Raw genomic sequence first — 21,915 nt, 5'->3', positions numbered from 1 at the left:
TTGGCTATTTTGATCTACTCCAACACCCACTCCGCCAACTTCCCTGTCACTTCCGCCATCAACACATTCTCGATATCCCGCGCTCCCGCTGAACTGCACTTTGCGAGCACTGCCTTGACGATTGCCTGGTCGAAATCGAATTGCTTGCCAGTCGCCGCCTTGTAGCGCTCGCGCAGTTTCTCCAGCTTGGCGACCACGATGCCTTCCAGCGTCGTTTCCTCCAGCGGCCGGTAGGGCACCACGGTCATGCGCGCGAGGAAGGCGGCGCGGAAGGCTTGCAGGAGCACCTTGCGCAGACGTTCGTCGAAGGTGGGCGTGGCGATCTGTTCGGGTGGGGTGTCCTGCAGCAGCTCGGCGCCGACGTTGCTGGTGGCGAGGATCACGGTGTTCTTGAAATCCACCACCAGGCCGGTGCCGTCTTCCATCACGCCCTTGTCGAAGACGTTGTAGAAGGCTTCCAGCACGTCCGGGTGGGCCTTTTCGATTTCGTCCAGCAGCACCACCGAGTAGGGGCGGCGGCGCACGGCTTCGGTGAGCACGCCGCCGGTGCCGTAGCCGACGTAGCCTGGCGGGGCGCCCTTGAGCTGGCTGACGGTGTGGGCTTCCTGGTACTCGGAAAGGTTGATGCTGATGAGGTTGCGCTCGCCGCCGTAGAGGGCGTCGGCCAGGGCGTAGGCGGTCTCGGTCTTGCCCACGCCGGTGGGGCCGAGCAGGAGGAACACGCCGACCGGCTTGGCCGGATCGGTGAGCCCGGCGCGGTAGGCCTGGATGCGTTGGGCGATGGTGCCCAGCGCGGCTTCCTGGCCCATCACCCGCTGGCCCATGCGCTGCGCCAGGGTGCGGATGGCGTGGGCTTCGTCGGCGAGCATCTTGCCCACCGGGATGCCGGTCCAGCCGGCGATTACTGCGGCGACGGTCTTCGAGTCGACCTGCTCGGGCACCAGCGGATCGTCCTCGCGGATGGCATCGAGGCCGGCTTCCAGGCGCGCCAGTTCGGCGGCCAGGTGGTCGATGCGGCCGTCGAGTTCCTCGTCGGGTTTGGCGGCGTCGGCGCTCTCGCTCAGGGTCAGCAGTTCGCGGCGTGATTGCAGCAGCTCGCGCACGGCTTCGCGCTCCTCGCCCCAGCGTTTTTCCAGGGCGCGGATGGCCGAAAGGTTGTCCACTGACTCCTGCTCCAGGCCGGTGATGCGCGCGCTGTGGTCCAGGCCGGTGGCCTGTTCGCGGCGCAGGCGTTGCAGCTCTTCCTCCACTGCCAATTCACGGTGGCGCAGGTTCTCCAGGGCCGGCGGCACGTCGTGCTGGGCCAGGGCGACGCGGGCGCAGGCGGTGTCCAGCACGCTGATGGCCTTGTCCGGCAACTGGCGGCCGGAGATGTAGCGGTGCGAGAGCTTCACCGCGTCCTGGATGGCCACGTCCAGTACCTGCACGCCGTGGTGCTGTTCGAGTTTGGCGGCGACGCCGCGCAGCATGTCAACGGCGGTGGCCTCGTCGGGCTCCTCGACCTGCACCAGCTGGAAGCGCCGGGCCAGTGCCGGGTCCTTCTCGAAATACTTCTTGTATTCGAGCCAGGTGGTGGCGGCCAGGGTACGCAGCTCGCCACGGGCCAGCGCCGGCTTCAGCAGGTTGGCGGCGTCGCTGCCGCCTTCCGAGCCGCCGGCGCCGATCAGGGTGTGGGCCTCGTCGATGAACAGGATGATCGGCTGCTCGCTGCTGCGCACCGCGTCGATCACACCTTTCAGACGCTGTTCGAATTCGCCCTTGACCCCGGCGCCGGCCTGCAGCAGACCGAGGTCGAGGACGCGCAGCACCACGCCTTGCAGGGGCGGCGGCACCTCGCCGGCGGCGATGCGCAGGGCCAGGCCTTCCACCACGGCGGTCTTGCCGACACCGGGTGCGCCGACCAGGATCGGGTTGTTCTGCCGGCGACGCAGGAGGATGTCCACGCATTGGCGGATCTCGCCGTCGCGCCCGACTATGGGGTCGATGCGCCCGGCGTGGGCGTCGGCGGTGATGTCCAGGGTGTACTGGTCGAGCACACTGTCCTGGACTGGTGCGCTGTTGGGTGCGGCCTTGGCCGGGGTGCGTGCGCCGGGGGGCTGCTCGCGGGAGCCTTCGGTCCACTCTAGGAGTTTCTCCCGCAGCGTCTCGTGGGGAATGCGCAGCAGCGACGAGGCGCTGTTGAGCAGCAGGGCGCGGCGCTCCTCGCGGTCGAGCAGGGCGAGCAGCAGCAGCCCGGAGCGGATCGCCGGCTGGCCGAGCACGCTGGCCTGCACCACTGCGTCTTCCAGCAGGCCGATGGTCTGCGGCGACAGCGCCGGGGTACGCGTGCTGCCGATGCGGAACAGCTCCAGCGCGGTGTTGATCTCGCCCACCAGTTGGTCGCGCTCGAGGCCGAAGCGTGGCAGCAGCCGGGAGAGATCGCCACCGTCGATGTCCAGCAGTTCCAGCAGCAGATGTTCGATCTCGACGTAGTGGTGGGTGCGTTGCAGGCAGCGCTGTGCGGCGCGCTCCAGGGCGCGGCGGGATTCGGGATTGAGGCGGCCGATCAGGCTGGCGAGGTCCATCAGGGCATCTCCGCGTGGCGCAGGGTCAGGTCGATGGGTTGTACGGCGCCGCCGCTGCGACGCAGGCCGGTGTTCCAGTTCAGTCTCGGGCCATTGCCACGTCCCAGGGCCAGCGGCCCGCTGGCGCGCACCAGCAGACGTAGCCGGCAGTCCAGGTCGGGGCCGAAGTACAATGCGCAGAGGTGGGCCAGCAGCGGATAGGCGATGCCGTCCGGGAAGAAGTGCCGAGCCGCGGCTTCGTCCAGCGGGCCGAGGCGCAGATGGAAACCGGCGTGTTCGTCCCACACACGGGTGCCGGCGATGGCGTCACGGCCAAGGCCCAGGTTGGCGCCGCCGCGTTGCAGCACGCTGCGGCGGGCCAGGGGAATCTCGCGCCAGGCGCCGGCATAGGCTTCGCACTCGGCGGGGAGGCCGAATTGCTCGCGGAGCATGGCGGCGAAGCCGGCCAGCGAGCGCCGACTGCCGGAGAAGTGCGCGCTGCGGGCGAGCACGCTGGCATCGGGCAGCGCACCGCGCTCATGCAGGCCTGCTGGCAGCAGGCCCACCAGGGCACGCAACGGGCGGCGCAGGGGCGCGGCGGCGGGGGGCTGGAAGCCCACGGCCAGCCGGTGCTTGCGCAATACCCGGTAGAGCAGGCTGAGCAGGCGGTGCTGGAACAGGTCGAGGAATTCGGCGGGCGCGTGATCCTTCTGCCGGGCGCGTTGCTGCAGCCATTCCTGGTAGGCGTAGGGCAGGGCGCCGTCGGCTCCGCCCAGGCCGAAGATGGAGGTGCTCAGCAGCGGCCGGCCGTCCTCGTCTTCCAGTGCGTCGATCTGGCTGGGGGCGAATACTGGCGTCAGCGGGCCGCGCAGGCGCAGCGCTTCGGCGTCCGGGCGGCTGCCGTGGCCCAGCGGCGTGGCCTGGGGCCGCTCATGCTCGAGCAGCAGCAGGGCCTGCAGCCACTCGAAGCGGTGCGGCTCGGCGCGCAGGCGCCGGCTCAGAGAGTGATGGGCTGGCCGGCCTGGGGTTGCCATCGGCAAATCTCCTGGTCCGATTGCACCAGCACCGTACGCACGAAGCGGTTGGCATTGGCGTAGAGCGAAAAGAACTGCGCGAGCACGGTGCCGAACAGCACCGCACTGGCACCGACGAAGGCCTGGCGTTCGAGGTGCACGCGAACTTCCAAGCCGTTGCGCCAACCGCGCCAGGCATCGCTGCCGACGTGGTCGACCACGCGCGCGCAGTCCAGCCGGACCAGCCCTTCGATCTGCCGGGCGGCCAGCTTGTCTTCGCTGAATTCGTGCAACGCGAGGATTTCCCGCAGGGCATCGAGGGCTTGCGGGCCTTCCACCAGCGACAGGTGATTGAGCGTGAGCTGCGAGACCAGCTGCCAGCGTGAAGGGCCATCCAGAGCTGGCTGGCATTGCCGGCTCGGTGCGCGCAGCAGGCTGGCGCGGGCCACCGGGCCGGGGCGCTCGAAGGCCAGCTCGGTGCCGGCCGGCAGGTACTCGGCCAGGCCGCGGTTGGTGCACAGCAGCTCCGCGCTGAGGCTGTACTGGGGCGTTTCTTCAAGGGGTTGCAGGCCGGCGTCTACCAGGGTCAGCAACAGGTCGCTGCCACGTCGGTTGGGAGTCATGCCCTCGACCCGCCGTGCGTGCCAGTAGAGGCCGAGCGCGCCGGGGCGGTGCTGGGTGCCGTGGTAGGGCGCGACCTCGACCACGCCAAGGGGGGTGCTGGCGCGCAGGGAACGGATGCTGTGGATCTCCACCGAGTTCTCGCGGTGGGCGTCGGCGATCAGGCGGTACTCGCTGCGCGTGCCGTCCGGCCGTAGCGGCTCGGAGGTGCGTGGGAACAGGTTGATCGCCGGTACGCAGCCCAACGCCAGGTCGCTGGCTTGCAGGGTCAGGCGGGCGGGCGCGGGGCGGTCGAAAAGGATGTAGAGGTAGAGCTGCTCGCCGCTGGCACGCAGGCCCTGGAGCGGCAGGTCGAAGAAGGCGAACTTGTCGGGGAAGGAGAAGTATTCGGCGAGCAGGCGCAAGCCGGGCTGCACGCGCTCATCCTCCGGCAGCAGGGCCTGTTCGGCGACGAAGCCGACCCGTTGCGGCAGGCCGGGGAGGCGTTGCGGTTCGGCGCCCTCGGCCTCGGCGATGAGGCCGCAGGCATGGGCACCGAGCAGGTCGTAGAGGGCGGCCTTGGCGATGGGGTTGGCGGCCAGGTGGATACGCAGGCTATCGATGTCCAGTGCAGCCCAGCCGTCCTTGTCGAGGCAGCGCAGGTCCAGTCGCAGGGCGCCACGCACGCCGGCGCTGCCGGTGGCGGCCTGGGCTTCCTCGGCGCCGAGCAGCACCGCTTCCTCGATGCGCAATGGCCACAGGGTGACTTCGTCGGTGGTGCGCCAGTGCAGGGTCTGGCCGCGAAGTTCTTCAGGCAGTTCGATGCGCTCCTGGCCCGGCACACTGACGAACAACGGGGTGCCGCGCGGCAGGTGGAAGCCGGCGCTCAGCTTGCCCTTGGCCGGGTCCGGCTCGAAGCGCACCACGGCGCAGGAGGGCAGGGGTCGCAGGGCAAGGGGATAGAGTTGCTCCAGCAGGGCGTCGCTGAACTGCGCGTAGTCGTCGTCCAGGCGTCTCTGCAGCCGTGCGGCAAGCAGGGCGAAGCCTTCCAGCAGACGCTCGACGTGGGGGTCGCCGCACTCACCGGGGCCCAGTTCCAACCGCCGTGCCACCTTGGGGTAGCGCGCCGCGAAACCGGCGCCGGCGTGGCGCAACCAGGTCAGTTCGCGCTGGTAGTAGTCCAGCAGTTCGGCATCAATCGAGTCGCTCATGGCGTACTTCCAGTGTTCCGCCAACGGGGATGAGTTCGAACAGCAATGGCGCGCGGTCGGCGCCCTGGCGCAGGTTGCCGAGCAGGCGCACGCGTAGGCGCTGCGGATGCTGCGGATCGGCGTCGACCACCACTTCGCTCAGCCCCAGGCGCGGCTCGAAGCGAGCAACCGCCCGGCGGATTTCCCGTGCCAGGTGCAGGCGGTCAGCCTCGCGGCGGGCCTGCAGGGCCGTCCAGTCGGCAATGCCGTAGGCCAGGATGCCAACACCGTTGCCGGCAGGGCTGCGGCTGTTGAGCAGGCGCGACAGTTCCTGCGCGACCGAAGCCGCCAGGGCGCGCTGGTCGAAGGCCGGTTCCGCCTCTCCGGCTTCGGAGAGGCGGTCCAGCAACGGTGGCCGTGCGATGCCGTGCAAGGCCGGGCTGCCTTAGCTGGCCAGCTTGTTGGCGGCCAGGTCCCAGGTCGACGCGGCGGTGCCTTCCTTGCTGCCGTCGTCCTTTTGCGCGGTGAGCTCCCATTTGATCTTGGTGAAGTTCAGCGACAGGGTTTCCACCGGCTTCCCACCGGCGCCACCGCTGACGCTGACGTTCGACAGCACGACGTTGTCCAGGGTGTAGGTAATGAACGGCATGATCTTGCCGTCGCCCTCGGCGGCGTTGCGGCCGATGGTCAGGGTGGCGGAGGGGATGGCCTTGCCGGAGCAGCAGTATTCGTTGAGCGTTGGGGTCGAGGTGTCGACGAACTTGGTCAGGGTGAATTCGCCGATGTGCGGCTTGCCGGAGGTGCGCTCCGAGTTGCTGACATCGTTGGTCACCTGCATGGCGACGTTGTGGCTGTACGACATGATTTCGATCTTGTTTTCGAAGCCGGCCAGCAGGCTGTCGCCCTTGATGTCGTCGCCCAGGTCGAGAAGTATCGCGTCCATGTTGGAAAACTCCGCAGCTTGAAAGAGGGGGATCAGGTGAAGGGGCCGCCCGAAAGGGCGGCCCCCTGGCTCAGGCGGCGACCGGCGGCGGCAGGCTGGCGACCAGGCGGATCGAGGCGGTCAGTTCCTCGAGCTGGAAGTGCGGGCGCAGGAACACCGTGGCACGGTAGACCCCGGGCTTGCCGGCGACCTCGCTGACATCCACGCGCGCCTCGCGCAGCGGGTACTGCGCCTTGATCTCCTGCGGGGCGTTGTCGTTGATCAGCACGTAGTCGGCGATCCAGTTGTTGAGGTAGGTCTGCACGTTGTCGCGGGTCATGAAGCTGCCCACTTTGTCGCGCATGATCACCTTCAGGTAGTGGGCGAAGCGCGAGGCCGCCAGCACATACGGCAGCATCGCCGAGAGCCGAGCGTTGGCGTTGGCCTCGTTGGTGTTGTACTGGCGCGGCTTGTTGGTCGACTGGCCGCCGAAGAACACGGCGAGGTCGGTGTTCTTCTTGTGGCACAGGGCGATGAAGCCCAGGTCGTTGAGTTCCTTCTCGCGGCGGTCGGTGATCGCCACTTCGGTCGGGCACTTGAGCGACAGGTCGCCCGCCTGGGTGCGGAAGGTATGAGCCGGCAGGCCTTCGACGGCGCCGCCGCCTTCGCTGCCGCGGATCGCCGCGCACCAGCCGTATTTGCTGAAGGCTTCAGTGATGCGCTGGGCCAGGACCCACGCCGCGTTGCCCCAGAGGTACTTGGCGTGGTCGGTGCCGTCCACGTCCTCGACGAAGTTCATGCCTTCCACCGGCAGGGTTTCCGGGCCGTAGGGCAGGCGCACCAGGAAGCGCGGCAGGGCCAGGGAGACGTAGCGCGAATCCTCGCTCTCGCGGAACGAGCGCCACTTGATCAGCTCCAGGCTCTCGAAGACCTTGCTCAGGTCACGCGGCACCGCCAGCTCGGTGAAGCTGCCCATGTCGAACAGGCGAGGGCTGGCCGCAGCGATGAAGGGCGCGTGGGCCGCGGCGGCGACGTTGGAGAGTTTTTCCAGCAGGGCGATGTCCTGCGGATGGCGGCCGAAGGAGTAGTCGCCTACCAGCAGGCTGAACGGGTGCCCGCCGAAGGTGCCGTATTCCTCTTCGTAGATCTTCTTGAACAGCGCGCTCTGGTCGAACTCGACGGCCTTCTCCAGGTCGTTCTGCAGGTCCTGCTGGCTGACGTTGAGCAGGCGCAGCTTGAGGCGCGAGCCGGTCTCGCTGTTCTGCACCAGCTGGTGCAGGCCGCGCCAGGAGGATTCAAGTTGCTGCAGCTCCGGATGGTGGAGGATCTGGTTGAGCTGGGCGCTGATCAGCTCATCGATTCGGCCGATGCGCTCGTTGATCATGGCCACGGTGTCCTTGCTGACGGCCATGCCTTCGTCGAGGACCTGGGTGGCGAACTCCGCGAGCATGTCGCGGGCGTATTCCTGCTGGCTGTCGTCGTGGGCCATGCGGCCGTCGGCAATGATGCGGTCAAGCAGGTCGAGGGTCTGGGTGTTGCCTTCGGCGCCTTGCGCCGCGGCGGAGCTGGGTTTGGCCATTGCTGTGCTCTCCTGGCGGCGGGATCAGGCTTGCGGTTCGGCAGGCGCTTCGCCTTCGTCGGCGGCGGCCTGGGCGGTGTCGTTGGCGGCACCGGCATCGGCGGTCACCGGATGGGTTGCGCGGATTTCCTGCAGGCCTTCGGTGTTGCTCACCACGTCCTGCAGCAGCTGGTCCAACTCATCATTTCCATCGAGCTTGGTGAGCAGGTCGCGCAGGCGCTGGCGAGCTTCGAACAGACGGCGAAGGGGCACGACCTGATTGACGATGCTGACCGGGTCGAAGTCGTCGATGTGCTTGAAGTTCAGCTCGACATTGAGCCGGCTTCCGTCGTTGCTCAGCGTGTTGTCGACCTGAAGCGCCACGCGCGGTCCGATGGACGAGAGCACGGCGTTGAAGTTATCGCGGTCAATCTCGGTGAAGCGGCGCTCGCCGAGCTTTGGAAGGGGAGTGACGGGCTTGCCGGAGAGGTCGGCGAGGATGCCTACGACCAGCGGCAGCTCCTTCTTCTCGATGGCGTTGCCGATTTCCACGTCGTAGGTGATCTGGACCCGAGGCGGACGCACTCGGTCCAGTTTGTGCTGCGTGCTTTCTGCCATGCTGGCGAACTCCACTGCGTAGGAGACGGGCACGCCGCAGCGGGGCTCGCTGTCGTCGCGCTCCTTGGCTGGACCACACGACAGGAAGGGGAAATGCGATACAGGCCTGTCCTTGGCGATCCCATCTGAACTCGTTTATCGACGAGCTAACCAAGCACGCTAGATCAGGTTGGTGAAAACGCAAATCCGAAACTAATCTCTGACAGTCATCCCACAAGGACGTTTCATGAAGTCGACGAAAGCCTGCCTCTGTGCTGTGCTCCTGGCAGTTCTCGGAGGCTGTTCCTGGTTCGGCCCGAAGGTCGATGTCGACCGTCTGACCCTCGATGTCGCGAGCAAGGCCAATGGCGATTCGCCCATCGCCGTGGACTTCGTCGCGGTACAGGATGCGGACCTGCTCAAGCTGCTCTCGGCGATGAGCGCCAAACAGTGGTTCAGCGACCGCGAACAATACCGCCGCGACTACCAGAAGCAGCTCTCGGTGTGGAGCCTCGAGCTGGTGCCCGGGCAGTTCATGGAGGCCAGGGACTTCCCCCTGGCCGGCAAGCCGGCTTCTGGACTTTTGGTCTTTGCCGGCTATAACACTCCCGGCGCCCATCGCATGCGCCTGGATCAGCAGCCCAACGTATGGCTGCGTTTCGACAGCAGGGAGATGCGCCTGCTGAGTGCCGAGGAGCACTGAACCACCGCCTTTCCAGGCGGGCCCATGACAATCCAGGACGTCGAAGGGGGAGTGGTGTGAGAGTTCTGCCTGACGCAGTTTGTTGGCACGAAGGGATGCAACTGCTTCCCCAGCACTTCCAGCTCCAGGGACTGCGCGCCGAGGTGCTGTCCGCGCGCCTGGCCCATGCGGCCAACCCCTGGTTCTGGGGGCTCGAACACCTGGATCTGGACCCTTCCGCCCTGAGCACCGGCGTGGTGCGTATCCTCGCGCTGGAGGCGATCCTGCCCGATGGCTTGCCGGTCAGCCTCAGCCCGGGCGATACCCTGATCTTCGACACAACGACCGCCATCGCCGCCTCCCCCGATGCCAGCATCACCCTCTACCTCGCACTCAGCCCGCTCGCCCGTGGCGGCCAGGTGCTGCCGCTCAAGGGTCGCCTGCAATCCCTGAGCGGGCCGGCCGTGCCGGACCTGGCCAGTGGCGAGAATCCGGAACCCGTTGTCGTCTGGCGTCCGGCCCTGCGGCTGGTGACCGAAGCCCAGCGCGCCGACTCGGTGTGCCTGCCGCTGTTGCGCGTGGGCAAGGACGCCGGTGGCTTCGTCGGCCTGCCTTACGTGGCGCCCACTCCGCGAATCGCACCGGCGTCGATGCTGGGGCAGGCGCTGGTGGCGGTGTGCGCCCATGCGCGGGAGAAATGCGTGTTTCTCGCTGGCCGCCTGCGCCAGGCGCAGCAGGCGGAAAACACCGAGGACAGCCAGGAAATCCGCCGCCAGCTGGCGGCGCTGTGGGCGCGCCTGCCGGAGCTGGAGGCTTCGCTCTACAGCGGTACAGCGAGCCCGGCACAACTGCATGGCCTGCTGTGCGGTATGGCCGGCAGCTGGAGCGTACTCGATCCGCTGGGCGGCGTTCCGGCCTTCCCGACCTTCGATTTCAACGAACTGCTGCGGACTTTCAACCCGGTGATCGAGTGGCTGGAAGTCACCCTTGGCAGGGTACGCGCGGGCTATCGTAGTCTGGCATTTGAACGGGTCGGCAATGACTTCGTGCTGGCCCTGCCGGACCTGCGATCGCCGGTACAGCGTCTGGTCATCGGCCTGCGCATGCCGCCCGGTTGTGGCGAGGAGCAGGCGCACGAGTGGCTGTCACGCTGCATCGTCGCCTCCGAATCCAGCCTGGCGATACTGGGCAGGCAGCGTATGTCCGGCCTGGAACATCTGCCCATGAGCCGCGCCGAGCAGATCGCCTACAGCGTAGGGGAGGACACCCACCTGTTCGTGGTGCAGGCCGAGGGCGACTGGTTCGATCCCGCCCAGCGCCTGTGCCTGCGCGCCGCCGCGGCAGGCAGTGGCGGTGGCAGTCCATGGCAGGTCGTGCTGTTCATCGTGGACGGCGCCAGCGGCGCCTGAGGCAGGGAAGCGAAGATGCTTGAAGGGAGTCAGGCGATCTATCCGCCGTCGTTCGGCGAGGCACCCCTGAGTGGCGCTTTCCAGGGCGCCTGGCTGGAGTGGCGCAGGCGCTGGGAAGACCTGCGCGAATCCACCGGCGACGACAGCGCGACCCTCGAACGGGTTGCCGACGAAGCTCAGGCGGTAGTGCGTCGCCTGTGGCGCAGCGCCAATGCCAGCGTCGGCGATGCCGCCGGCGATCAGGTCAAAGGCATGGTCTACGCCTTCGTCGCACTGCTCGACGAAAGCCTGCTGTTCGACCCCTGGAATGGCCAGTCCGGGTGGCAGGAACGGCCGCTGGAATCCCGTCTGTATGGTACGCGCAATGCCGGCGAGCGCGTGCCCCAGGCGATTCATCGCCTGCTGGACACCCGCGCACCGGGCACTCGTGATCTTGCCAACGTCTACCTGCAATGCCTGTTGCTGGGCTTCCACGGCAAGCTGCGCGGCCCGAAGGGCGAAGCGCTCCATGAGAAGTGGCGGCATGCGCTGTTCGCCCATGCCTGGCAGCGTGACGCCGAGGTGCCAGCGCTGCTGGAGACCCTGGCGCATCCGGCCGCTGCAGCGCCGCTGCGACTGCCATTGCGGCGCGCCTTGCCCGACGGCCTGCGCCTGACGCTGATGGTTGTCGCCGGCGTCCTTCTGCTCATCGTCCTCGGCCATTGGCTTTGGAGCGACGTTCGCGGTGAACTGGCGCCCCTGCTCGACCTCGCCTGGGCGGCTACATTCCCGGAGCTGGCGGCTTGAGCGGCTGGCTGGCGCTGGCCCTGCTGTTGCTGCTGTTGGTGGCGCTGGCGGTCGCGGGATTCCTCTGGCTGCGCAGCAAGGGCGGCGAAGCGGTACGCGCCTTCTACCTGACCGTGCGGCAGATGGAGCAGGACCACGATGTCGCCGATCGCTACGACGTGTCCTGGTATCTCCTGCTGGGCGACCCGCTGCTGGGCGAGCGCCTGGCTGCAGATTGGAGCCTGGCCCCGGTGAACCGCCCGGCCTGGTTCGGCCGCTGGTGGGCCGATCAGGACGGGGCCGTGCTGGCCGTGCCGCAGACCCTGTTCATGCCGGAAGAGGGTGTGCCGTCGTCACTGCAGCCCTGGCGGCGTCTGCTCGGCCTGCTGCTGCGGATGCGCCCGCGTCGCCCGCTGGATGGCGTGATCTGGGCGGTGCCGGCGGAGCGTCTGCTGGACCCGGCCAGCCTGGCCCAGGAAAGCATCCAGCTGCGTCGACGCTTCAACGACCTGTTGCAGCGGCTGGGGCTTAGCCTGCCGGTCTACGTGGTGGTGACCGGGCTGGAAGAACTCGATGGAATCGCCGAACTGCGCGCGGCGCTGCCTGCCGAGGTTCGCGAGCGACCGCTGGGCTGGGCCTCGCCCTTGCAGGCGGATGCGGCCTGGCAGGGCGAGCACCTGGAGCGAGGCTTCGACCAGGTATTGCAGGCGTTGCAGGCGGCGATACTCGAAGCGGGCGTGCTCAAGGGGCAATTGAGCGAGGAGCTGTATCGCTTCCCGCAGGCGCTGGAGAGTCTGCGCGAAGGTCTGCGCCAGCGACTGGAACCGGTCTTCCAGGGCAATGCGCTGGGTGAAGCACCGCGCTTGCGTGGCCTGTACTTCAGCGGCGCGTACCGCATGGCTCCCAGTGGTGACGACTGGGCGCTCTCGGCGCGGGAGGAGGCACCCGCGCAGTTGCTGTTCACCCAGCATCTCTGGCAATCGCGCCTGCTCGCCGAGCGCGGGTTGGCCCAGGCCGTGCCACGGCTTCTGCGCCTGCGCCAGCGCTCGCAGCGCGTGCTGGGAGCTGTGGCTGGTGTGATTGGCGTCTGCTGGCTACTGGGGATGCTCTGGGTGTGGCACGTGGATTCCCGCGAGGCGCAGGCGCTGGGGCAGCGCATCCTGGCCATGCAGCGTGGGCAGGGCGAAGGCGAGGCGGCCGGCGCATCGCCGGAGGAAGCCGCCCGACAACGCCTGCAGGCCTACTGGGCGCTGCTGCAGGCTGCGCCGCGCTGGCACTTCAGCTCACTGGTGTATCCGAGTTCCTGGTTCTCCGGTTTCGACGAGCACATGGATGAACTACTGCGCGACCTGACCCGCCGGGAAGTGCTGGTGCCCCTGCAGCAGGCGCAGGCCGCTGAGCTGGTCCGGCTGCGCGCCATCCGTAGCAGCGAGCGCCGCGCCAACGTACAGAGCGACAGCCCCGAGCAATGGCCGAACTTCGTCGCTGCCCGCGACCTGGCGCACGGCGTACTGGCCTTCGAGCAGCGCAACCGCTGGTACACCGAGCTGCGTGCCGGCACCTCGAAGAACGCTCTGGAAACCCTCGGCAAACTGGGCGGACAGGCCTACGGCCTGACCCTGGAACCGGGCTCCTTGCGCAATGCAGGCTACCTGCAGTCCGTGCTCGGCCAGGGCATTCCCGATGCTCCGGCGCCAGTCGACCCCGGCCCGCGCGAGGGCCAGTTGGCGCGCAACTTCGACGACCTGATGAACCTCTGGCTCGACCAGTTCTTCCTCGCCGACAACTTCGTGCGCCCAGCCGGCTTCCTGCGGCTGCACCTGAACGAACTCAAGGCACGGCAGGGCAACAGCCTCGAGGAGCTGGAAGAGACCGCGGCGCAGATCGACGCGCTACGCAATATGGTGGCACTGACCAACGCCGCCTGGAGCCACGGCAATGCCCAGGAAATCGTGCCGGGCTTTCGTGCGATGCTCGACGACATACGCCAGTCCTACTTGCTCGGCCCCTCGGCGGAGGCCCGGGTAACCAGCCAGGCCAGCAAGCTGCAGCGGGCCTTCCACGACCAGTGGATCTCCGCCGCCGGTTCCCGTGACAACCTGCTGCAACTGCAGCCCGGAGGTACTCTCGCGTTACAGGAGCATGTGGTGGCGCTGGGCAGCACCATCGATTCGCTGTTGCGCCAGGACTTCGCCGGTACCGCCTTGAGCAAGGGCACGCAGGACATTGATCCGCGCGGCCTGGGCAATCTCGATGCCCACTCGCTGAATGCTGCCCTGGCGTACTACGCCAGCTATCGCAAGTACAGCGAGCAGGAGCAGGCGCGGATTCCGGCCGAGTACCGCGATGCTCTCGCCGAGAGTGCCGCGGCCGCTGCCGCCAGCGCGATGTGGAGCAGCCTGACGCAATCCGTTTCGGCCAGCGGCGCGCCTGCGAAGAACACCTTCGATGTTCCGCTGGAGCAAGCCGAGCAGGTCCGTTCGGCCCTGGAGTCCGTGCAGCGAAGCGACCTGGCGAACGCGCTGGACATTCACCTGACCCGTGGTGCGCTGGCCGACGTCGACGAAGTGTTGAAGTCTATCGATGCGTTGCCACTGTTCCGGGTTCGTTCTGAGCCTTCTGGTTGGGATGGCACACGTAACTTCGGCTTGCAGCTGTATCGCTCGACCGACACCCAGGACCTCAAACGCAATCTCGCCCAGCAGTTCGAGACCATGCTCGCCCTGAGCGAAGAGCATGCGCCGGCGCTGACCTGGCTGCGTGACCGGGGAAACCTCGGCTCCACGGACCAGGACAAGGTGCGGCGCTTTACTGACCTCAGCGATGAGCTGGTCAAGTACAAGGCGCAGAACCCGACCAGTTCGCCGATGCTGCTCGACCAACTGGTGACCCGCGACTTCGTGGAAATGGACGCCGCTAGCTGTGGCAAGATTCTGAGCACTTCCGCGCTCGTGCCGGGACAAGGCGACGTGGCACGTTTCACCCGCGGATTGCACAGCCAGGCGCAGCAGCGTTGCCTGGAACTGCAGCAGAAGGATGCGGCCCAAGCCTGGGCCGCCATCGCCGACTACTTCAACCAGTACCTGGCCAACCGCTTCCCCTTCGCCTACAGCCTGCAGGCGGAGGATGCTGACCCCGCGCGGGTGCAACACCTGGTAGAGCTGCTCGACCAGAATCTGGAGCGGGCCCAGGAAGGCCTCAAGCTGAGCCAATCGGTGGATCGGGCCGCTGCCGCGGACTTCCTCCATCGCCTGCAGCTGGCCAGGGCCTGGATGGGGCCGCTGTTCCAGCGCGACAAGGGCGGTTCGCAGGGGGTCGACCTCGATGTGCGCTGGCGCACCGACCGCGAAGCCGAGCGTGGCGCCGACCAGGTGATCGCCTGGACGCTATACGCAGCGGACCGCCCGTTGAGCTTCCCCGGCAGCGACAGCCAGCGTCTGCACTGGAACGTCGGCGAGCCGATGAAGTTGATGCTGCGCTGGGCGAAAGACAGCCCGCAACGGCCGGACATCGATCCGCAACAGGCAAGCATGGCCGTGGCGGACCTGGAAGTGGGCTGGGAATACGGCGGCCCGTGGGCACTGATGCGCCTGCTGCGTTCGCACCTGATCCTGCAGCGCCAGCCCAGCGCCGACTACACCGATTTTCCGCTCGCGCTGCAGGTACCGGTCAGAGCGCCCAACAGCCGCGAACCCGAGGCACGGATGTTCCTGCGCATTTCGTTGATGACCCAGGACGCCAAACAGCCTTTGTCCGTCCAGCCCTTACCTGTACGCGCGCCGCGCACGCCCTTCAGCGGTATCGGCGTGGCGAACCTTGCCGGCGCTCAGGAGTTGCCATGATTTCAGACGAGGCGCTGCAGGCGCTCCTGCAACCTCTGCCGGGCGAGTCGCCGTGCGGAGAGTCGCTGCGCCATGATCCGGTGATGGATCGCCTGCGTGAGCTGCGGCGCGAGGAGGATACCGAGCTGCCGGCTGGCGTTTGGAAAGCTGAGCCTAAGCGTGCTGATTGGCTGGCCCTGACTGCACTGGCCGAAGAGGTACTGAAACAGCGAAGCAAAGACCTGACCATCGCAGGTTATCTAGGTGAGGCCTGGATCGTCACCCACGGCCCAGCAGGTCTCGCCGCAGCACTGAGGTTGCTGGCCGATCTTTGCATTGCATTTCCCGAACAACTGCACCCGCAGGCCACAGATGGCGACCAGGAGTGGCGCGCTGCACCGCTTGCCTGGGTGTCGCGGCGCTACAACGAACTCCTGCTCACCCGCGTCCCGCTGTGCAGCGGCTGGCCGCAAACCACACTGCACGGCTGGCAGGAGCTGCAGAGGCGGCAGGTGCAGGTCAGCGACAATAAAGTCGACAAGGTTGCTGCAGAGAACGCACGCCAGGAGCAGAAACGGCTGAACGAATCGATTCGCAGTGGCGCGGTGAATGGCTGGGCGGCGACGTTGGCCCAGCTGGACAGCGCGGCCGGCCATCTGCGACGTCTGGATGCCTGGTGTGACCTGCAGCTCGGCGATGCAGCACCGAGCCTGCACCAACTCGCAGTGTCCATCGACGCTTTCAGCAACATCATCCAAGGATGCAAAGCCATGGCCCCGCAAGAGTTCGTACCCAGCGCATCATCGGAAGCGCCTTCCGAGCCGGAGCCGGCTCCTTTGGTTGCTTCCGGATCGCTTCCCGCCGGCGGTGCTCCGCAGAACCGTGAAGAAGCCTACCGACAGCTCACCGCCATCGCCGAGTACCTCGCGCGCACCGAACCGCACAGCCCGGTGCCCTATATCATTCGTAGGGCGGTGGAGTGGGGCGGCATGCCGCTAAGCGCATTGATGGACGAGTTGGTCCATGCCGACGCGGAGGCTCGCAGGGTGTGGGTCATGTTGGGGGTGCTGCGTTAGGCCCTGAGGCGGTTTTGACCTTAGTAGATGTGCAATGCGCAACATGCTGTTTGCTAGCGGCCGCAGGATTTGATTGTTCGCTGATTACGTCAGTTACCGACCCATTGCTGCCGCTCAGCGGGTGATTTCCGGGTATCGACAGGGATCGCTGGGCGAGTTGCTCGGCGTACCGAGTTCCAGTCGCCAATAGCCCACGTCGTGCCACTGGCCCAGCTTGAAACCGACCTGCGGGAGGGTGCCGATGTGCCGGAATCCCAGCCATTCATGCCGGCCAACGCTTCCGGCGTTGGGCAGCGCGATGCCGGCATAGGCAGCGTTGAATCCCTGCTTGGCAAGAATGGGAAGCCGCGCTGCGTTGAGACTGCGACCCACTCCAGCACGACGCTGCTCACCCTCTGCTATGTAGACGGTCACATCTACTGTCCATCGGCATGCGGCGCGCGCCCTGTGCTGGCTGGCGTAGGCGTAGCCAACCAGGCGTCCAGCGCGCTCTGCAACAAGGTACGGGTAGTTCTGCAGCGTCGTGACGATGCGCTGCCGCATCTTCTCGATTGTCGGCGGTATCTCCTCGAAGGAGATTGCCGTATTCGCCACTATGGGGGAGTAGATGAGTTGGATTGCCGGCGCGTCTTCAGGGCGTACTTGTCTGATTTCGATGGGCATGGCGACCTCAGATCGAGCGCTGAGTCACGCGGGCGGAAAGCTGCTCGGCGCTCTCCTTGCGCTCCGAATAACGATCCACCAGGAAGTCCTGGCGATCGCGCAGCAGCAGGGTGAACTTCACCAGTTCCTCCATCACGTCCACCACATCTGATTTGGCTGAGCTACCCACGAGTTACTTGCTCCTTCACTTAGACATCTCAGGCGTCATCTTCTGGGCCCCTAGGCTCGGATGAGAGACCGCCATCTTAGATGGGCGTCAATCGCTCCAAGACGGTAAGCGGCTGATGGTGGAAACCCTAACAATTTCCACCACACGTCGGCAAAGTGACGAGTAACGCGGATAAGGTGAACGTACGCGAGACTGTGCCTTCTACCGCTGCACACAGAGGAGTTTAGGCATGGAAACGCTCAGAGGCCCGCTCACGAAAAACGTCACATACGTGCTCGTCCTCGATGATGATTCGACTCTGGCGAGAGTTCTGGGTCTAGCGATGGAAGACTATGGAATCCCCGCGATCGTTCTTGGAAATGCCGATGACGGGCTCGACTGGATCAATACTAATCCTGGCCAACTAGCCCTCTTGCTTACTGACATCTCAATGCCTGGAGAAATCGACGGCGTAGAACTCGCGCGTCAAATTGCAGAAAGATCCCCAGACATCCCGGCGGCTCTTGGAGCAGAGACTTCCCAACGCATAGATTTCTCGACAAGCCATTTGATTTCACGGCGCTCATGACCACTGTAGAAGAGGCTCTAGCGCCTCAACACTGAGCGAACAGCTCGCGTGCGCGTGACAACGCCGATGGATCTGCCGAGCAGTTATCGGCAGTCAGTGCGGTCAGTGAAGGGTAGGGAGATCAGTGTCTGTCGCGTTCTCGACCCTTGGTCGAATAACCGAACCATTGAGAGCTATTCAGCGGTATCAGGAGGATAGTGGGTTATCCCCTGAAATTGTGAGGCTCCCATGAACGAACGTGCATTCCCCGGTTACGACACGTGGAGCCTAGCCAAGATGAATGGCGACCACGCATTAGCCTTTATCGCAGTGCAGGACCAGTATGAGGGCTCGACGCCGAGTTTTCACTTGGTCTATGGGTTGTCCTGCTTTGGTGTGATGTCCCAAGCGTTTGCCGCAGCAGAAAAAGCTCTGGCAAAGATCACGCGCATCAATCGCCACGGCGAGCCGGTATTCAGCTCGCCAGATTGCTGACGCAACCTACCAATAGCTCCGCTTAGGGGCATACAGTCGCAAGCTGTCTTCCCTGCCCGCAGGTCCCCGCGGGCTTTTAGTTCCCGCCCTAAGAGAGCTTTCACTTAGGAGACCGGCATGACCGATACTACTGTCTCGGCGCTGCTTTATCGCCTCAATGAGAATATCAACGCCATCGGTGCAGCAGCAGAGGAGTTGGCAATCTGGATCGAGCAACGCGGTTCCACCGAAACAGCCTTGGCGGCTAAAAGCCATCTCGATGTGCTGGTTAGCAATGCTGACCTGATCGCGAATGGATTGGCGGAATTGATTGCGAGGGAGGCGAAGACCAAGAGCGATGTGCGGGCTTGGCGGTGCAGGTCGAGGACTTGCAAACCGGCTGGGATCTGGTGATGCCGAATGGTTTGAGGAGTAGCGGTCACACGGTAAAAGCCGCATCTTCCGATGCGGTTTTTTTCAAAAACATCAGGCGGCTGAATTTTTCGCCTTGCCAATCGTCCACTCGCTCCGTTTGTATGGCTCCTTACGGCCATGCCTACCGGCGGGAATTTCTTGGATTTCTCCGCCTTTGGAAAGGAACGCTGCGATTTTCTTCTCCAGATCCGAACGCGCAGTTTCTAACATTGAATAAGACATCATGTCACCTCAGGCGATGAGCCACCAGGTTGGTGACTAGCATTCACTATACGCATATCTCGTGCTCATCCCCGACCGTCTGCCAGATATCTGCATATTTTTTAAATTGCCTATCTATTCCTTGCAGAACCTGTATGGTGAGTCTCCTGCCTGCTCGGTTTAGCGGCACCGATTGATGTTTTGTCTTCTGGATTCTCCATCTTTGCGGCCCCTCTTCACTTCGCATCCAGTCATGTCTCGCATATCGCATGGCATGATCATTATTTGGAGATTCATCATGACTACTCGTCAAACTGGTATCGTTAAATGGTTCAACGCTGAGAAAGGTTTCGGTTTCATAACCCCCGAAAACGGCGCAGATGTTTTTGTTCACTTTCGCGCGATCGAAAGCAGCGGATACAAAACGCTTGATGACGGTCAGCAGGTCAGCTTTTACGTGACCAACGGGCCCAAAGGTCCTCAGGCTGATCAAGTGCAAGCAATGTAATCTGCGCAAATAAAAAGCCCCGCAAATGCGGGGTTTTTTTTCCAATGCCCCGTCCTGAATAAGGTTTACACCTTTCCCCTTATTGCAGCATTGACTCGCGGACTCTTATACGAAGGTTCGTCGCCGACATCAGTCGCACCGGCCTGGGTGGCCACGGCTGTGGCGACGGCAACGGTCGGATTCATGCTGTCGATCATGGCGCTGGGAATGAGGATGGTGGTTCCGCGCTCCTTGGTGGTCTCGTAGATGATGTTCATTGCGCGCAACTGCAAGGCAGTAGGCTGACCGGCATAGATAGTGGCCGCTTCCACGAAACGTCCGGCGATTTCCGCTTCTGCGGAGCCTAGGATGATTCGCGCCTGCTTCTCGCGTTCGGCCTGCGCCTGGCGTGACATGGCGTCCTGCAATGCTACCGGGATGGCCACGTCGCGGATCTCCACCGAGCCGACGGTGACACCCCATTCCTGAGTCTTTTCACCAATCTCGCGGCACAACTGCTGATCGGAGCTGCGTCGATCGGATAGCAGCGCGGCCAGCATCGACGAGCCGATCACTTCCCGCAGAGAGGTCTGTGCTACCCGGTAGATGGCCTGCCGGTAGTCGGTGATCGCCAGTGCCGCTTTGCGGGCGTCGTGCACGTGCCAGAAGATGATGGCGTCGACGTTCACCGGCACTGTATCGCGGGTCAGTGCCTGCTCGGCATTGAACGCCGTGGTCTGGATTCGCTCGTCGATCACAGCGACGACGCTGTCCAGGACCGGAATGATCATGAACAGTCCGGGCCCGCACACGCCTTGCAGGTTGCCTGCGCGCAACACGACGAATTTCTGCCAGGTATTGGCCATCTTGAGGGACAGCGAGACGACCAGTGCGCACACCAGCACAACGATGCCCACAACCGTGTGGCCAAAGTAGATGAGGACGGCCCCCATGGCTGTCAGAACCATGACAATGAAGAGGGTGATGGGGTTCATAGTGTCCTCCTGCATTCAAGTGCAACGCTCATTTGAAGATTGCGTCTTAGGCGTTCGTCTGTCTGTGCGCTAGACCACTGGAGCAATCCGCTGGGAAGGTCCCCGCGAGCACTGCCGGTCTTTGTGAGGGGCTAAGCGCGCTTGCGCACCGACGCCAGGAGTTGCGACCTGCCATGGTTGCATTCCGTCGACAGCGAGCTGGCCTGGTGTTTCGGTACGTCCTGGCGACCAGCAGTGATCGGCTCACCAGAGGTCGCCATGAAAAGACAACCGGGAACAGTTCCGGACAGCCCATCGCCAGCCGGTGGTGGTGTCAGGCCCACACTGCCGGGCGGTGAATATGGCTCTCCCGCCGAGCGATATTCATTTCGAGATCGCGACAAGAAACAGCCGACGCTGCCTCCATCGTTTAACCCGGCCGAAGCACCATCACAGGCTCCGCACCAGTCTCCGGTCGATCCCTCGGAGGAGTAGTCCCCACCGAACGTGCGATGGCGCACGGACGGCTATCCGGCCTGGCTGGCGAATCAGGTCATCGAGTGCCGCAAGCCGCAGTAGGAGAAATCATCATGCTGGAAACCGTTGTTGTTTGCTTGCTCATCCTCTGGGCGCTCGGGATGTTCACCGCCTACACCCTGGGCGGCTTCATTCATGTTCTGTTGATCGCGGCAGTAGCAATAGTGGTGATGCGTATGCTCCAGGGACGACGGCCATCCTGACGCTGTTGTCCGTCCGCTGCCCGGAGTCGGCCGCTGCGTCGTCATGTGCCAACTCAGACCAGGCTGATGTCCATGTGCGCACCGACTCCGGGTGCTCTTTCGATGATGTCGAAGGCGCGCAGGGTTTCGCGCGCCGAGCGGGTCTCGGCAAGCAGAACGACATTTCCTGGCAAGAGGGTGTACCCGAAGGGATGGTCGTCCTGGCTGACGTTCGCCGACGCGCCGATTGCCGCGCCCACCAGCCCTCCCACGACAGCACCCCAGCCCAGCAATTCGAATAGCGGCGAGCCGCCGAAGAGGCCTGCTCCGGCGTTCGTCATGGCGAATGCGAACAGCGCACTGACCAGCAGGCCGAACAGCGTCCCGACGGCAACGCCCTTGATGACCTGCCTGAAGGGGCGCCGCTTCGCGCGCAGGCGCCCGGAGGGCACCAGTTCCTGGTTGTCGAATATGCGCACTCGGTCCAGACGAATGCCCAACCCCAACAGGTCCTGTTTTGCGCAATCGGCCTGTGATCGTCGGTTGAACACACCTGAGACCTGATGGCAGTAGCGGGTCATGGTTGCTCTCCTGGCATGCGACCTTTCGAACCAGTTTCCAGCATCCGCGAAGCCAAGGCGTCGGTCCGTCTGTTACCGCACGTACCGGTGCCCGTTATTGGATGACCAGCGCAAGTGGGCTACCGCACCGACAACCTGGTGAAAGGTTGTCATTGTCGCTCCCTCCACACTCTGCATGGTGCAGGAGTGGCAAGCGCGGCGAGGCGACCATGAACCAGACAGGCAAGCAAGGCCCCCATGGCGGGGCCGCTGATCCCAAGGGGAAGACTCATCCGCCCGGCAGGCGCAACGAAGCGCCGCGTCTGCCGGGCTCAGATAACGACGTCAATCCGAAGACCAGAGCGGAAGCGATACTCCAGCAATCGCTGGAGGTCGATTCTGCTGGAAAGCCCACCCATCGACCGGAGAAGGGAACGAAGCCCAGCCGCGCCGGAGCTGTTCATGAGCAGTGATGCGCCATCAATGGATGACTACAGAAGGCGCAGTGTG

General features: G+C 64.8%; 22 protein-coding genes and 1 pseudogene. 11 read left to right on the top strand and 12 right to left on the bottom strand.

From position 1 onward, the window contains the following. Positions 1–14: 14 nt before the first annotated feature. From tssH to tssB, 7 genes are all read right to left on the bottom strand, one after another. Complete coding sequence (gene tssH, locus ACIPK7_RS04870) at positions 15–2,564, bottom strand: type VI secretion system ATPase TssH (protein ID WP_401085878.1); 2,550 nt, start codon at positions 2,562–2,564, stop codon at positions 15–17. Further along, positions 2,564–3,577 carry a type VI secretion system baseplate subunit TssG gene (tssG, locus tag ACIPK7_RS04865; RefSeq protein ID WP_401085875.1) on the bottom strand — a complete coding sequence of 338 codons (1,014 nt, stop codon included), beginning with the start codon at positions 3,575–3,577 and terminating at the stop codon, positions 2,564–2,566. The genes tssH and tssG overlap by 1 nt, the downstream gene beginning before the upstream one ends. Next, complete coding sequence (tssF, locus tag ACIPK7_RS04860; RefSeq protein WP_401085872.1) at positions 3,541–5,367, bottom strand: type VI secretion system baseplate subunit TssF; 1,827 nt, start codon at positions 5,365–5,367, stop codon at positions 3,541–3,543. The genes tssG and tssF overlap by 37 nt, the downstream gene beginning before the upstream one ends. After that, positions 5,351–5,779, bottom strand: a complete 429-nt coding sequence (gene tssE, locus ACIPK7_RS04855; RefSeq protein WP_192431359.1) for a type VI secretion system baseplate subunit TssE — start codon at positions 5,777–5,779, stop codon at positions 5,351–5,353. Before tssE ends, tssF begins: the two co-directional genes overlap by 17 nt. A 12-nt stretch (positions 5,780–5,791) precedes the next feature. Beyond that, entirely contained in the window at positions 5,792–6,289 is a 498-nt protein-coding gene (locus ACIPK7_RS04850; protein WP_017518799.1) for an Hcp family type VI secretion system effector, read from the bottom strand. Between the two features lie 70 nt (positions 6,290–6,359). Continuing rightward, positions 6,360–7,847: a type VI secretion system contractile sheath large subunit gene (gene tssC / locus ACIPK7_RS04845; RefSeq protein ID WP_192431360.1), complete on the bottom strand. Its 1,488-nt coding sequence runs from the start codon at positions 7,845–7,847 to the stop codon at positions 6,360–6,362. 24 nt (positions 7,848–7,871) lie between these two features. After that, positions 7,872–8,444, bottom strand: a complete 573-nt coding sequence (gene tssB / locus ACIPK7_RS04840) for a type VI secretion system contractile sheath small subunit (RefSeq protein ID WP_026079019.1) — start codon at positions 8,442–8,444, stop codon at positions 7,872–7,874. Between the two features lie 226 nt (positions 8,445–8,670). Between tssB and ACIPK7_RS04835 the strand changes: the two genes are divergently transcribed. From ACIPK7_RS04835 to tssA, 5 genes are read left to right on the top strand one after another with little or no spacing between them, the layout of a single operon-like run. After that, positions 8,671–9,126: a type VI secretion protein gene (locus tag ACIPK7_RS04835; protein WP_138214554.1), complete on the top strand. Its 456-nt coding sequence runs from the start codon at positions 8,671–8,673 to the stop codon at positions 9,124–9,126. Positions 9,127–9,182: 56 nt separating this feature from the next. Next, positions 9,183–10,514 (top strand): type VI secretion system baseplate subunit TssK, encoded by a 1,332-nt coding sequence (gene tssK / locus ACIPK7_RS04830; protein WP_401085867.1) that lies wholly within the window; start codon positions 9,183–9,185, stop codon positions 10,512–10,514. Positions 10,515–10,529: 15 nt separating this feature from the next. Beyond that, positions 10,530–11,300, top strand: a complete 771-nt coding sequence (locus ACIPK7_RS04825) for a DotU family type IV/VI secretion system protein (RefSeq protein WP_192431362.1) — start codon at positions 10,530–10,532, stop codon at positions 11,298–11,300. Further along, positions 11,297–15,121 carry a type VI secretion system protein gene (locus tag ACIPK7_RS04820; protein WP_401085864.1) on the top strand — a complete coding sequence of 1,275 codons (3,825 nt, stop codon included), beginning with the start codon at positions 11,297–11,299 and terminating at the stop codon, positions 15,119–15,121. Before ACIPK7_RS04825 ends, ACIPK7_RS04820 begins: the two co-directional genes overlap by 4 nt. Beyond that, the gene (tssA, locus tag ACIPK7_RS04815; protein WP_192431364.1) at positions 15,118–16,176 is read left to right on the top strand and encodes a type VI secretion system protein TssA; all 1,059 of its coding nucleotides are present in this window, start codon (positions 15,118–15,120) and stop codon (positions 16,174–16,176) included. The genes ACIPK7_RS04820 and tssA overlap by 4 nt, the downstream gene beginning before the upstream one ends. Before the next feature lie 114 nt (positions 16,177–16,290). On the opposite strand, the gene ACIPK7_RS04810 is transcribed toward tssA, so the two are convergent. Further along, on the bottom strand, positions 16,291–16,839 hold the full coding sequence (locus ACIPK7_RS04810; RefSeq protein ID WP_401085861.1) for an arsinothricin resistance N-acetyltransferase ArsN1 family B: 549 nt from the start codon (positions 16,837–16,839) through the stop codon (positions 16,291–16,293). A gap of 7 nt (positions 16,840–16,846) precedes the next feature. Further along, positions 16,847–16,984 (bottom strand): annotated as a pseudogene (locus ACIPK7_RS04805) (arsenical resistance protein ArsH); the annotation flags it as partial. Between the two features lie 253 nt (positions 16,985–17,237). Here ACIPK7_RS04805 and ACIPK7_RS04800 point away from each other — a divergent pair. The 3 genes from ACIPK7_RS04800 (at position 17,238) to ACIPK7_RS04790 (ending at position 18,443) form a co-directional block, all read left to right on the top strand. Then, entirely contained in the window at positions 17,238–17,576 is a 339-nt protein-coding gene (locus tag ACIPK7_RS04800) for a response regulator (RefSeq protein ID WP_192290379.1), read from the top strand. Between the two features lie 228 nt (positions 17,577–17,804). After that, positions 17,805–18,050 (top strand): hypothetical protein, encoded by a 246-nt coding sequence (locus ACIPK7_RS04795; protein WP_192209981.1) that lies wholly within the window; start codon positions 17,805–17,807, stop codon positions 18,048–18,050. A 117-nt stretch (positions 18,051–18,167) separates the two neighbouring features. Then, complete coding sequence (locus ACIPK7_RS04790) at positions 18,168–18,443, top strand: hypothetical protein (protein WP_192209982.1); 276 nt, start codon at positions 18,168–18,170, stop codon at positions 18,441–18,443. Between the two features lie 72 nt (positions 18,444–18,515). Here ACIPK7_RS04790 and ACIPK7_RS04785 read toward each other — a convergent pair whose 3' ends face one another. Further along, positions 18,516–18,674: a hypothetical protein gene (locus tag ACIPK7_RS04785; protein ID WP_401086891.1), complete on the bottom strand. Its 159-nt coding sequence runs from the start codon at positions 18,672–18,674 to the stop codon at positions 18,516–18,518. Between the two features lie 289 nt (positions 18,675–18,963). Between ACIPK7_RS04785 and ACIPK7_RS04780 the strand changes: the two genes are divergently transcribed. After that, complete coding sequence (locus ACIPK7_RS04780) at positions 18,964–19,173, top strand: cold-shock protein (RefSeq protein ID WP_192209983.1); 210 nt, start codon at positions 18,964–18,966, stop codon at positions 19,171–19,173. Between the two features lie 65 nt (positions 19,174–19,238). Here ACIPK7_RS04780 and ACIPK7_RS04775 read toward each other — a convergent pair whose 3' ends face one another. Next, a complete protein-coding gene (locus ACIPK7_RS04775; RefSeq protein WP_401085857.1) occupies positions 19,239–20,147 on the bottom strand; it encodes a slipin family protein in 909 nt (302 codons plus the stop codon). A gap of 569 nt (positions 20,148–20,716) precedes the next feature. Between ACIPK7_RS04775 and ACIPK7_RS04770 the strand changes: the two genes are divergently transcribed. Further along, a complete protein-coding gene (locus ACIPK7_RS04770) occupies positions 20,717–20,866 on the top strand; it encodes a lmo0937 family membrane protein (RefSeq protein ID WP_192209985.1) in 150 nt (49 codons plus the stop codon). A gap of 53 nt (positions 20,867–20,919) precedes the next feature. On the opposite strand, the gene ACIPK7_RS04765 is transcribed toward ACIPK7_RS04770, so the two are convergent. Next, positions 20,920–21,426 carry a hypothetical protein gene (locus ACIPK7_RS04765; protein ID WP_192290377.1) on the bottom strand — a complete coding sequence of 169 codons (507 nt, stop codon included), beginning with the start codon at positions 21,424–21,426 and terminating at the stop codon, positions 20,920–20,922. Between the two features lie 209 nt (positions 21,427–21,635). On the opposite strand from ACIPK7_RS04765, the gene ACIPK7_RS04760 reads away from it, so the two are divergent. Next, positions 21,636–21,878, top strand: coding sequence for a hypothetical protein (locus tag ACIPK7_RS04760; protein ID WP_192290376.1), 243 nt, complete (start codon positions 21,636–21,638; stop codon positions 21,876–21,878). The last annotated feature ends 37 nt before the right edge of the window (positions 21,879–21,915 follow it).

Source organism: Pseudomonas sp. NPDC086581 (assembly GCF_044746165.1).
Taxonomy (GTDB): Bacteria; Pseudomonadota; Gammaproteobacteria; order Pseudomonadales; family Pseudomonadaceae; genus Pseudomonas.
Note: the sequence above shows the minus strand (reverse complement) of the source record. Positions and strands in the feature narration are given on the sequence as shown.